Origin of the sequence: Enterobacter sp. Crenshaw (genome assembly GCF_024734705.1) — a bacterium.
GTDB classification, from domain to species: Bacteria; Pseudomonadota; Gammaproteobacteria; order Enterobacterales; family Enterobacteriaceae; genus Enterobacter; species Enterobacter asburiae_B.
In genome coordinates this window covers 4,500,826-4,513,139 of record NZ_CP102932.1, presented here as the reverse complement: position 1 = coordinate 4,513,139, position 12,314 = coordinate 4,500,826, and the positions used below count along the sequence as shown (strand labels likewise).

Below are 12,314 nucleotides of genomic sequence, written 5' to 3'. Positions count from 1 at the left end.
CCATTAAACGTGATGAGAATCCAGTAACCGCGATTATAGGATAAAACGGCTCAGATCTTCATCTGCCACTAACGCATCCAGATGTTTACTCACATATTCTGCGTCAATGGTAACGGTTTGGCCGTTAAGGTCGCTCGCGTCATAAGAGATATCTTCTACCAGGCGTTCCAGCACGGTATGCAGGCGACGCGCACCGATGTTCTCGGTGGTTTCGTTGACCTGCCATGCGGCTTGGGCAATACGCTTGATACCGTCTTCGGTGAACTCGAGGTTCACGCCTTCGGTCGCCATCAGCGCTTTGTACTGTACGGTAGCAGAGGCGTTTGGCTCGGTCAGGATACGTTCGAAATCTTCGGTAGTAAGCGCCTGCAGCTCAACGCGGATAGGCAGACGCCCCTGCAGTTCGGGGATCAGATCCGACGGGCTGGCAACCTGGAACGCCCCTGAAGCGATAAACAGGATGTGGTCCGTTTTCACCATGCCGTGCTTGGTGGAGACTGTGCAGCCTTCAACCAGCGGCAGCAGGTCGCGCTGAACGCCTTCGCGGGACACGTCCGGGCCGGAGCTGTTGCCGCCGCGCTTACAAATTTTGTCGATTTCGTCGATAAACACGATACCGTGCTGCTCAACCGCGTCGATAGCGTCCTGCTTCAGCTCTTCCGGGTTTACCAGCTTCGCCGCTTCTTCTTCAATCAGCAGCTTCATCGCGTCTTTAATTTTCAGCTTACGCGCTTTCTGCTTCTGGCCGCCCAGGTTCTGGAACATGGACTGCAGCTGGCTGGTCATCTCTTCCATGCCCGGAGGTGCCATGATTTCCACACCCATTGGCGCGGCAGCGAGATCGATCTCAATCTCTTTGTCGTCCAGCTGGCCTTCACGCAGCTTCTTGCGGAATGCCTGGCGCGCCGCAGAAGGTTCCGCCTGCTGCTCTGCCTGGCCCCAGTTGTTTTTTGCCGGTGGGATCAGCACGTCGAGAATGCGCTCTTCGGCCATCTCTTCCGCGCGATAGCGGTTTTTCTCGATCGCCTGGACGCGCACCATCTTGATCGCCGAGTCGGTCAGATCGCGGATGATGGAGTCCACTTCTTTACCCACATAGCCCACTTCTGTGAACTTGGTGGCTTCAACTTTGATGAACGGCGCGTTAGCCAGCTTCGCCAGGCGACGGGCAATTTCGGTTTTACCGACGCCGGTCGGGCCGATCATCAGAATGTTTTTTGGCGTCACTTCGTGGCGCAGCTCTTCGTCAAGCTGCATACGACGCCAGCGGTTACGCAGGGCGATGGCCACCGAACGCTTGGCGTTATCCTGGCCGATAATGTGTTTGTTCAGTTCGCTGACAATTTCGCGTGGGGTCATTTCAGACATGGGAGATCCTTACGCTTTGGAGGTCAATTCTTCGATGGTGTGGTTGTGGTTGGTATAAATGCAGATATCACCTGCAATATCCAACGCCTTCACCGCGATATCACGCGCGTTCATGTCGGTATTCTCCAACAGCGCGCGGGCTGCAGCCTGGGCATAAGGGCCGCCAGAGCCGATGGCAATCAGATCATTTTCCGGCTGAATGACGTCACCGTTACCGGTGATGATCAGCGAGGCGGTTTCATCGGCCACGGCCAGCAGCGCTTCGAGCTTGCGCAGCATGCGGTCGGTACGCCAGTCTTTCGCCAGCTCAACGGCAGCTTTCACCAGATGACCCTGGTGCATTTCCAGTTTGCGTTCAAACAGTTCAAACAGCGTGAAGGCGTCCGCCGTGCCGCCTGCAAAACCGGCGATCACTTTGTCGTTGTAGAGGCGGCGCACTTTCTTCACGTTGCCTTTCATGACGGTATTACCCAGCGTGGCCTGGCCATCACCGGCGATTACCACATGGCCGTTACGGCGTACACTTACTATTGTTGTCACAAGCAGACCCCCTGGTTACAGAATCGGGAAACAGAAGCCCTGAGCCTGTGCTCAGGGCTGAATTAAATGATAGATGGGGGGGATTTCGGGGGTTTCAACCCCCGGAGGCGAGTCGAATGCAGTTTGTATGGCCGGCGATTTTCAAACGAGAAATGGTGCCATCGGCATTTTCTTTGCCTTTGACCGGACCAATCACCACGCGATTCCAGCCGTTATTGGTGGTAATACGCGAATCAAACCCTTCAAAGGCCAGCTGAGCACGTACCGTTTCCGCCTGCTCTGCGCCTTTGAACGAACCGCACTGTACCATCCAGCGGCGCTCGTCTTTTTTCTCAGCCGTCTGCTTCGGCGCTTCGGTCTCTTTGGTCACCGGCGCGGCCTGCTGCGTTTTCGGCTGCTGCGCGGTGGTATGCGCTGGCGTCTGGAGCAGATCCTGATACGGCTGAGCGGCCTGTTTCTGCGGCTGCGTTTTCGGCTGCTGCTGGACTGGCTGAGACTGCGCCGTACGCGTCGGCTGCTGGTATGGCTGTTCCGTTACCCGCGGCTGTGCTTTCGGCTGCTGCACCGGCTGGGTTTGCGCCCACTGCTGCTGTTGTTGCTGCTGGATCTGCTGTTGCGCCTGACGTCGCTGCAGCGTTTGCTGGCGCTGAGCCGGCGTCTGCTCATTCCACGGCACTTCGTTCAGCTGCGTAGGCTGCTGGCGCATATCGGCCTGCATTTGGGCCAGCAGCTGACGCTGTTCATCCGTCAGCTGATTCGCATTCTGCACTTCACCACCCGCAGAAGGTTCGGTTGGCGCACGCACCCCGGGCTGGCGGCTTTCCAGCTCTTTGATATAGCGCCAGCGCTCTTCAGGCTTCGGAGGAAGGCCATTTCCGGCAACTTTACTGGCCTGAAGCGCCTCAGACTCTTCTTTTTTATGGTGCGTGATAAAGTACAGGCCACCAATAAAGGCGACGACTACAGCCGCAGCAATAGCGACCATTGCTGGCGAGACAGCAGGCAGGTTACGTTGCTTTTTCCTTGAGCTACTCTTTTTGCGTCGCGAAGGTGCCGGCTGGCCGCGACGTACATAATCTCGTTGTGCCACTATCGTTTCGCTGTATTTATTCGTTCGTCAGTCCGCCATGTTACTTAAGCGGCGGGGCTTTGACCAGATAAGGGTATCCGAAAGACGTTTACTTTAAGTCAATGCCTGGGTAGTGCCGCGGACAATCAGTTCACAGTCCAGCAACCGCGAGCCGCTGCTAACTGTTTGACCGTGAAGCTGATCCAGCAGAAGCAGCATCGCTTCGCGGCCGATTTGGTAGCGCGGCTGAGCGACCGTTGAGAGCGGCGGATCGCAAAATTCTGAAAGCGAAATATTGTCGAATCCGATGATCGATAAATCTTTCGGTATCCGCAGGCCGCGGCGTTTGGCGTAAGATAATGCGCCCAGCGCCATCACGTCGCTGTGACAAAATACGGCGGTTGGCGGTTCAGGCAGGTCCAGAAGTTTCTCCAGCGCTTGTCCACCCGCGGCGAAGGTAAAGTCACCGCGCGCAATGTAGTGCGGATCGACGGTGACGCCGGTACGGCGCAGCGCTTGAACGTAGCCCTGTAAGCGATAGTGACACAGCGGCATCTCTTCCGGCCCGGCAATACAGCCAATGCGCTTGTGCCCCAGTTCCTGGAGATAGTTTACGGCGTTGAACGCGGCGGTGAGGTTATCAATGTGGACCGTCGGCAGCTCCAGCTCCGGCGCAAACTCGTTCGCCATCACCATCGGCGGTAAATTACGCTGCTCTTCAATGCTGGCATCAAACGGCAGGCGAGAGCCAAGCAGCAGCATGCCGTCGATCTGCTTGGTGATAATGAGATCGATGAAGGTTTTTTCCTGCTGGTTCTGATGAGCACAGTCGCCAATCAGCACCAGGTAACCCTGTTCCGCTGCGGTGACTTCAATACCGCGGATAATCTCGCTGAAGAAGGGGTCGCAGATATCCGGCACAATCACCAGAATGGTGCGCGACTCATTGCGTTTGACGTTACGCCCCATCGCCTGTGGGAAATAGCCCACTTCAAGCGCAGCCTGCTCTACCCGGTTACGGGTCGCCTGGGAGACTTTATCCGGGTTCATTAATGCGCGGGATACCGTTGCCGTAGAGACTTGTGCTTTCTGGGCAACGTCTTTCATGGTCGCCGGTGCAACCTCTTTCCTGGACTTCAACGTCTTCTCCTCGCCTGAACACCGAACTTCTGACATCACCATTTTTACAGATAGTTAATGGAATCGGTTACAGAATTTTCATAAAAAGTGTGAGGAGCGTTAAATTTTTCGATCCGTCTTCAGCCTTCGATGGGATCGACGTCCAGTACCCACTTCACTTTTCGCGCTTCCGGCAGCGTGTTGATGAGCGCCAGCGTGCCGCTGACGATATGCTGCAGGCGAACACGTGAGGGGTGCTGAAGTAAGATTTGCCAGCGGAAACGTCCGCCGCGCTTTGGTGCGAGTGCCGGCACCGGGCCCAGGATCCACAGCTGATTATCCACCAGCGGGCTGGCCTGCAGGAGGTTTCTCAGCTGCTGCAGGAAAAGCGGCGCCTGCTGGTTATTGTGATCTTCCGCGCGGATGATGACGTGGCTGGTCCACGGCGGCAGCTGCATAGTCTGTCGTTCGGCCAGCGCCTGCTCGGCAAAAGCGTCATAGCCTTTATGAAGCAGGGTTTGCAGCAGCGGATGCTCAGGGTGGTGCGTTTGCAACACCACTTCGCCCTGTTTACCGGCGCGACCGGCACGCCCTGCCACCTGGGTATATAGCTGGGCGAAGCGCTCGGCTGAGCGGAAATCTGCCGAGAACAACGCGCCGTCCACGTCCAGCAGGGCGACAAGCGTGACGTCCGGGAAGTGGTGGCCTTTCGCCAGCATCTGCGTACCAATCAGGATGCGCGCGCCACCGCGATGCACTTCCGCCAGCTGTTGTTCCAGCGCGCCCTTGCGGCTGGTGGTGTCCCGGTCGATACGCGAAATAGGCACGTCCGGGAAGAAAGGGCCAAGCGCCTGTTCCAGCTGTTCCGTCCCCAGACCGACCGGCACGATATGCGTTGAGCCACACGACGGGCACTGGCGCGGCACCGGGCGCTGGCTGTCGCAGTGGTGGCAGCGCAAATGCCGCTGGGCCTGGTGGAAGGTATAGTAGTGGTCGCAGCGCGGACACTCGGCAATCCAGCCGCAGTCGTGGCACAGCAGGGCGGGGGCGAATCCGCGGCGGTTCAGAAACAGAATGACCTGATTCCCCGCCTGCAAATGCTGGCGCATGCGGGTGATCAGTGCAGGCGCAAGCCCGGCCTGAACCTGCTGACCTTTCAGATCCAGCACGTGCTGAATGGCCGGACGGGCATTCCCCGCCCGACGGGTCAGGCGCAGCATGTGGTATTTGCGCTGGCGCACGTTGTGCAGCGTTTCGAGCGCCGGCGTGGCGGAGCCGAGAATAATGGGAATTTGCTCGCTGTGCGCGCGATAGACCGCCAGATCGCGGGCATGGTAGCGCCAGCCCTCCTGCTGTTTATAGGAGCTGTCGTGCTCTTCGTCGATCACGATAACGCCAAGATTTTTAAACGGCGTAAACAGCGACGAGCGGGTGCCGATCACAATCGCCGCTTCGCCGTTTTTCGCTTTCAGCCAGGCGCTGAGGCGTTCGCTGTCGTTCAGGCCGGAGTGCAGCACCTCAACCGGCGCGTTAAAGCGCTCGCGGAATCGGGCGATGGTTTGCGGCGTCAGGCCAATTTCCGGCACCATCACCAGCGCCTGTTTGCCCTGAGCCAGCACGTTTTCCAGCACGCTCAGGTAGACTTCGGTCTTGCCGGAACCGGTGACCCCCGCCAGCAGCCAGGCAGAGAAATGATCGGAGGCGCTATGAATCGCGCCCACGGCGGTGGCCTGCTCGGTATTCAGACGCAGGCGATCCCCTGAAACAGAGAAACTCTCCCGCCAGTCGTAAAGAGCGGGGGCTTCGCTAGCCAGTTCGCTCAGCCCTTTCTTTCTTAAGGCCTGTAGCGCCGTTTCGCTGACCTCAAGCTCGTCGACCTGATGTCGCCAGATTTTTCCCTGACGCAGCGCCGCCAGCGCCTGCTGCTGTTTCTGCGATCGCTTCAGGCTGTTGATGTCCACCGCCTGGCCCTGCTCGGTGGCAAACCAGTACCACATCGGCGCGTGGCTGGCGCTTTTGCCCTGGCGCAGCATGATCGGCAGGGCGTGGAACAGCACGTCGCCAATCGGGTGATGATAATAATCCGCCGCCCACAGCAGCAGTCGCCAGGTGCTGGTGGAGTAAACCGGCTCGCTGTCCAGCACCTCAACGACCGACTTCAGCTCGTTAAGCGGTAATTCGCTTTTATCGCTGACGGAGACGACGATCCCCACGCGCTGCTGTTTGCCAAACGGCACGGTCACGCGGCAACCCGCTTTGGCGCTCATGCTGTCGGGCAGCAGGTAGTCAAAGGTGCGGGGAAGCGGAACGGGCAGGGCAACGTGAGCGACGGGCATCGAATCTTCCTGACTTGAAAAGTGGCGCGTTAGTATACACATTAGTAAAAGCGGCGTGCGGATCAGTTTGCATACGTTGGTCAAATTCTGTATGATTCGCCGCCTTTGGTGTACTTTACGCCAAAGAACTTACAATCAACATCGCGTGGTGTCTGGCGTTAGGGCTGGAAGAGCGACGCGGCCTTAACTGAGGTTCTCCCATGAAAAAAGATATTCACCCGAAATACGAAATGATTACTGCAAACTGTTCTTGCGGTAACTCTATCCAGATCCGCTCTACCGTGGGTCACGATCTGAACCTGGACGTGTGCGGCAAATGCCACCCGTTCTACACTGGTAAGCAGCGTGACGTTGCAACCGGTGGCCGTGTTGACCGCTTCAACAAGCGTTTCAGCATCCCGGGCGCTAAATAAGTTTCCCGAAAAAAAGGCACCGCAAGGTGCCTTTTTTGTATCCGCTTCTCAGTATTCCCACGTATCCGGGTCAATACCCAGTTCACGCATGATCACCTTCGCCTCTTCCGGGATTTCATCACTGCGCTCTTTGCGCAGATCTTCATCGTTCGGCAACGGTTGACCGGTAAACGCATGCAGAAACGCTTCGCACAGCAGTTCGCTGTTGGTCGCGTGGCGCAGGTTGTTCACCTGACGACGCGTACGTTCATCGGTGAGGATCTTCAACACCTTCAGAGGAATGGAAACCGTAATTTTCTTTACTTGCTCACTCTTCTTACCGTGCTCAGCGTATGGGCTGATATATTCGCCGCTCCATTCAGCCATGAGATACCTTTAATCCTCTCAGTCATTTATTTAAAGGTGCAAAACCTGTAACCACCCGTTTTGAACCGCAATCTTGTCTAGTTTACCGTAGAGACGATACCGTGGCACGGATATTGCCGCTGCAGCGTGCACTAAAGCATATAATTTTAACGGCTATTTGAGCATTGCTCAATCTATACGCAAAGAAGTTTAGATGTCCAGATGTATTGACGTCCATACTTTCAGTGTTTACTCTGGTGCCTGACTTTTCACCTCATTCGCCAGGAAGCCCTCACCATGACGCGTAAACAGGCCACTATTGCAGTGCGTAGCGGATTAAATGATGACGAGCAGTACGGCTGCGTTGTCCCGCCGATTCATCTTTCCAGTACCTATAATTTCACCGGATTTAATGAACCCCGCGCGCATGATTATTCGCGTCGTGGCAACCCTACGCGTGACGTGACCCAGCGCGCGCTGGCCGAGCTGGAAGGTGGCGCAGGTGCAGTATTAACCAATACGGGGATGTCCGCCATTCACCTGGTGACCACGGTGTTCCTGAAACCGGGCGATCTGCTGGTCGCGCCGCACGACTGCTACGGCGGCAGCTATCGCCTGTTTGACAGCCTGGCGAAACGCGGCTGCTATCGCGTGCTGTTTGTCGATCAAAACGACGAACAGGCGCTGAAACAGGCCCTGGCAGAGAAACCGAAGCTGGTTCTGGTGGAAAGTCCAAGCAATCCATTGTTGCGCGTTGTCGATATTGCGAAAATTTGTCAGCTCGCAAGGGATGCGGGAGCGATAAGTGTAGTGGATAATACGTTCCTCAGTCCGGCCCTTCAGAACCCACTCGCACTGGGTGCCGATCTGGTATTGCATTCATGCACTAAATATCTGAACGGCCATTCTGATGTGGTGGCGGGCGTGGTGATTGCCAAAGATCCCGACGTTGTCACCGAACTGGCATGGTGGGCCAATAATATTGGCGTCACCGCGGGGGCCTTCGACAGCTATCTGCTGTTGCGCGGCATCCGCACGCTGTCGCCGCGCATGGACGTAGCGCAGCGCAATGCCCAGGCGATTGTCGATTTCCTGAAAACCCAGCCGCTGGTGAAAAAGCTTTATCACCCGTCGCTGCCGGAAAATCAGGGGCACGAGATTGCCGCGCGTCAGCAGAAAGGGTTTGGCGCGATGTTAAGTTTTGAACTGGACGGTGACGAGCAAACGCTGCGTCGCTTCCTGGGCGGGCTGTCATTGTTTACGCTGGCGGAATCCTTAGGTGGGGTTGAAAGCTTGATCTCCCACGCCGCGACCATGACGCACGCAGGTATGGCACCGGAAGCTCGTGCCGCCGCCGGAATTTCTGAGACGCTGCTGCGTATCTCAACCGGCATTGAAGATTCTGAAGATTTAATTGCCGATCTGGAAAATGCCTTCCGGATCGCAGCCAAGGGGTAATCATGAGTGTGATAGCGCAGGCAGGGGCGAAGGGTCGTCAACTGCACAAGTTTGGTGGTAGTAGTCTTGCTGATGTGAAATGTTACCTGCGCGTTGCAGGGATCATGACGGAATATTCACAGCCGGGTGACATGATGGTTGTCTCGGCGGCGGGCAGCACCACCAACCAGTTGATTAGCTGGCTGAAACTGAGCCAGACCGATCGCCTTTCTGCGCATCAGGTGCAACAGTCCTTACGCCGTTACCAGAGCGAGCTGATTGCCGGCCTGCTGCCTGCGGACGTGGCGGACGGGCTGATCGGCGCCTTTACGCATGACCTTGAGCGTCTGGCTGCCCTGCTGGACAGCGGAATTACCGACGCGGTGTATGCCGAAGTGGTGGGCCACGGTGAAGTGTGGTCCGCGCGCCTGATGGCCGCCGTGCTGCAACACTTGGGCGTGGAAGCGGCCTGGCTCGACGCGCGTGATTTCCTGCGCGCCGAACGCGCCGCGCAGCCGCAGGTGGATGAAGGGTTGTCCTACCCGCTGCTGCAACAGCTGCTGGTGCAGCACCCGGGCAAACGTATTGTCGTCACCGGCTTTATCAGCCGCAGCAACGCGGGCGAAACCGTGCTGCTGGGCCGTAACGGTTCGGACTACTCGGCAACGCAGATTGGTGCCCTGGCGGGCGTGTCCCGCGTCACCATCTGGAGCGACGTGGCCGGTGTGTACAGCGCGGACCCGCGTAAAGTAAAAGATGCCTGCCTGCTGCCGCTGCTGCGTCTCGACGAAGCCAGCGAGCTGGCGCGTCTGGCCGCGCCGGTACTGCACGCGCGCACGCTGCAGCCGGTTTCCGGCAGCGATATCGACCTCCAGCTGCGCTGCAGTTACACCCCGGATCAAGGCTCTACGCGTATTGAACGCGTGCTGGCGTCCGGTACCGGGGCGCGTATTGTCACCAGCCACGACGACATCTGCCTGATTGAGTTCCAGGTGCCTGCGGGCCAGGACTTCAAGCTGGCGCATAAAGATATCGACACGATCCTCAAACGCGCCCAGGTGCGTCCGCTGGCCGTTGGCGTGCATAACGATCGCCAGCTGTTACAGTTCTGCTATACCGCGGAAGTGGCGGACAGCGCGCTGAAAATTCTGGATGAAGCGGGCCTGCCGGGCGAGCTTCGCCTGCGTCAGGGGCTGGCGCTGGTGGCGATGGTGGGCGCGGGCGTCACCCGTAACCCGCTGCACTGCCACCGCTTCTGGCAGCAGCTGAAAGGCCAGCCGGTGGAGTTCACCTGGCAGTCGGAAGAGGGCATCAGCCTGGTCGCCGTCCTGCGCAAAGGGCCAACCGAGAGCCTGATTCAGGGTCTGCACACCTCCCTGTTCCGCGCGGAAAAGCGCATCGGCCTGGTGCTGTTCGGGAAAGGCAACATCGGTTCCCGCTGGCTGGAACTGTTTGCCCGCGAACAGGTGACGCTCTCGGCGCGTACCGGATTTGAATTCATTCTCGCGGGCGTGGTGGACAGCCGCCGCAGCCTGCTGAACTACGAAGGGCTGGACGCCAGCCGCGCGCTTGCGTTCTTTAATGATGAAGCGGTAGAGCAGGATGAAGAGTCGCTGTTCCTGTGGATGCGCGCGCACCCGTATGACGATCTGGTGGTGCTGGACGTTACCGCCAGCGAACAGCTTGCGGATCAGTATCTGGATTTTGCCAGCCACGGTTTCCACGTCATCAGTGCGAACAAGCTGGCAGGGGCGAGCAGCACTGATAAATACCGCCAGATCCACGACGCGTTTGAAAAAACGGGGCGCCACTGGCTTTATAACGCCACCGTTGGGGCTGGCCTGCCGGTTAACCACACCGTGCGTGACCTGATTGAAAGCGGCGACAGCATTCTGGCGCTGAGCGGTATCTTCTCCGGCACGCTCTCCTGGCTGTTCCTGCAGTTTGACGGCACCGTACCGTTCACCGACCTGGTGGATCAGGCGTGGCAGCAGGGCTTAACCGAGCCCGATCCGCGCGTTGACCTTTCCGGCAAAGACGTGATGCGTAAGCTGGTGATCCTGGCGCGTGAAGCCGGTTATGACATCGAACCGGATTCCGTACGCGTCGAATCGCTGGTGCCTGCCGGCTGTGAAGAAGGTTCTGTGGATCATTTCTTTGAAAATGGTGAAGAGCTTAACGAGCAGATGGTACAGCGTCTGGAAGCGGCGAACGAGATGGGGCTGGTACTGCGCTATGTGGCGCGTTTCGAGGCCAACGGAAAAGCGCGAGTCGGCGTCGAGGCGGTGCGTCCTGAACATCCGCTGGCGGCGCTGCTGCCGTGCGATAACGTCTTCGCCATCGAAAGCCGCTGGTATCGCGATAACCCGCTGGTGATCCGCGGGCCTGGCGCGGGTCGCGATGTCACCGCTGGAGCCATTCAGTCCGACATCAACCGTCTGGCTAAGCTGCTGTAAAGCCTGAATTTCCCTCTCCCTGTGGGAGAGGGTTAGGGTGAGGGCATCAGACCGCACTCACCCTCATCCTGAATTTCCCTCATATTCCCTGAGCAAACCTCACCGTTATTGTTGATTATTTATGTTGACGTCCCTCCGCTTTTCCGTCATTTTTACATCTGGACGTCTAAACGTATAGAAGTTCACAACACAACAAATAACGACATGCGATTGATAGAGGTAAGGTATGAGCTTTTTTCACGCCAACCAGCGGGAAGCACTGAATCAGAGCCTGGCCGAAGTAAACGGCCAGATTAACGTCTCTTTTGAATTTTTCCCGCCGCGCACCAGTGAAATGGAGCAAACTCTGTGGAGTTCTATCGATCGTCTCAGCAGCCTGAAGCCGAAGTTCGTCTCCGTGACTTACGGTGCTAACTCCGGCGAGCGTGACCGTACGCACAGCATCATTAAAGGCATCAAAGATCGTACCGGTCTGGAAGCGGCGCCGCATCTCACCTGTATCGACGCCACCCGCGACGAGCTGCGGGCCATCGCTCAGGATTACTGGAATAACGGCATTCGTCATATCGTCGCTCTGCGCGGTGACCTGCCGCCGGGCAGCGGTAAGCCGGACATGTATGCCGCCGATCTGGTCGCGCTGCTGAAAGAGGTGGCTGATTTTGATATCTCCGTTGCCGCTTATCCTGAGGTGCATCCGGAAGCGAAAAGTGCCCAGGCCGATCTGCTGAACCTCAGGCGTAAAGTGGACGCCGGCGCGAACCGTGCCATTACCCAGTTCTTCTTTGATGTGGAAAGCTACCTGCGATTCCGTGACCGCTGCGTCTCCGCGGGCATCGACGTTGAAATTATCCCGGGTATTCTGCCGGTCTCTAACTTCAAACAGGCGAAGAAGTTCGCCGATATGACCAATGTCCGCATTCCGCTGTGGATGTCCAAAATGTACGAAGGGCTGGACGATGACCCGGAAACCCGCAAGCTGGTGGGGGCCAATATCGCGATGGACATGGTGAAAATTTTAAGCCGTGAAGGGGTGAAAGATTTCCACTTCTATACGCTGAACCGCGCGGAGATGAGCTACGCCATTTGCCATACGCTGGGTGTTCGTCCGGCGTAATAAGCACAAAGCCCTCGTATCACGAGGGCTTTTTAGTTACGCGAATAGTTAAAAGGTATTAGCTATCGAATCTGTGGATTAATTCAACTATAACTTATTGCTAGTGGTGTATATCGT

At 57.4% G+C, this 12,314-nt stretch carries 10 protein-coding genes; 4 read left to right on the top strand and 6 right to left on the bottom strand.

Annotated elements, in window-relative coordinates:
• Positions 1 to 33 precede the first annotated feature (33 nt).
• The 5 genes from hslU to priA form a co-directional block, all read right to left on the bottom strand.
• Positions 34 to 1,368, bottom strand: a complete 1,335-nt coding sequence (gene hslU, locus NWV12_RS21505) for an HslU--HslV peptidase ATPase subunit (RefSeq protein ID WP_023309685.1) — start codon at positions 1,366 to 1,368, stop codon at positions 34 to 36.
• Positions 1,369 to 1,377: 9 nt separating this feature from the next.
• Complete coding sequence (gene hslV, locus NWV12_RS21500; protein ID WP_008501802.1) at positions 1,378 to 1,908, bottom strand: ATP-dependent protease subunit HslV; 531 nt, start codon at positions 1,906 to 1,908, stop codon at positions 1,378 to 1,380.
• Between the two features lie 94 nt (positions 1,909 to 2,002).
• Positions 2,003 to 2,998 (bottom strand): cell division protein FtsN, encoded by a 996-nt coding sequence (gene ftsN / locus NWV12_RS21495; protein WP_048978883.1) that lies wholly within the window; start codon positions 2,996 to 2,998, stop codon positions 2,003 to 2,005.
• A gap of 93 nt (positions 2,999 to 3,091) precedes the next feature.
• On the bottom strand, positions 3,092 to 4,117 hold the full coding sequence (gene cytR, locus NWV12_RS21490) for a DNA-binding transcriptional regulator CytR (protein ID WP_023309683.1): 1,026 nt from the start codon (positions 4,115 to 4,117) through the stop codon (positions 3,092 to 3,094).
• 119 nt (positions 4,118 to 4,236) lie between these two features.
• On the bottom strand, positions 4,237 to 6,432 hold the full coding sequence (gene priA, locus NWV12_RS21485) for a primosomal protein N' (protein ID WP_029739193.1): 2,196 nt from the start codon (positions 6,430 to 6,432) through the stop codon (positions 4,237 to 4,239).
• Between the two features lie 200 nt (positions 6,433 to 6,632).
• On the opposite strand from priA, the gene rpmE reads away from it, so the two are divergent.
• A complete protein-coding gene (gene rpmE, locus NWV12_RS21480; protein WP_003862040.1) occupies positions 6,633 to 6,845 on the top strand; it encodes a 50S ribosomal protein L31 in 213 nt (70 codons plus the stop codon).
• 48 nt (positions 6,846 to 6,893) lie between these two features.
• On the opposite strand, the gene metJ is transcribed toward rpmE, so the two are convergent.
• The gene (gene metJ, locus NWV12_RS21475; protein WP_007369220.1) at positions 6,894 to 7,211 is read right to left on the bottom strand and encodes a met regulon transcriptional regulator MetJ; all 318 of its coding nucleotides are present in this window, start codon (positions 7,209 to 7,211) and stop codon (positions 6,894 to 6,896) included.
• A 276-nt stretch (positions 7,212 to 7,487) separates the two neighbouring features.
• On the opposite strand from metJ, the gene metB reads away from it, so the two are divergent.
• The 3 genes from metB (at position 7,488) to metF (ending at position 12,197) form a co-directional block, all read left to right on the top strand.
• A complete protein-coding gene (gene metB / locus NWV12_RS21470) occupies positions 7,488 to 8,648 on the top strand; it encodes a cystathionine gamma-synthase (RefSeq protein ID WP_048978884.1) in 1,161 nt (386 codons plus the stop codon).
• Between the two features lie 2 nt (positions 8,649 to 8,650).
• Positions 8,651 to 11,083: a bifunctional aspartate kinase/homoserine dehydrogenase II gene (locus NWV12_RS21465; protein WP_048976555.1), complete on the top strand. Its 2,433-nt coding sequence runs from the start codon at positions 8,651 to 8,653 to the stop codon at positions 11,081 to 11,083.
• 226 nt (positions 11,084 to 11,309) lie between these two features.
• Positions 11,310 to 12,197, top strand: coding sequence for a methylenetetrahydrofolate reductase (gene metF / locus NWV12_RS21460; protein ID WP_033146931.1), 888 nt, complete (start codon positions 11,310 to 11,312; stop codon positions 12,195 to 12,197).
• Positions 12,198 to 12,314 lie beyond the last annotated feature (117 nt).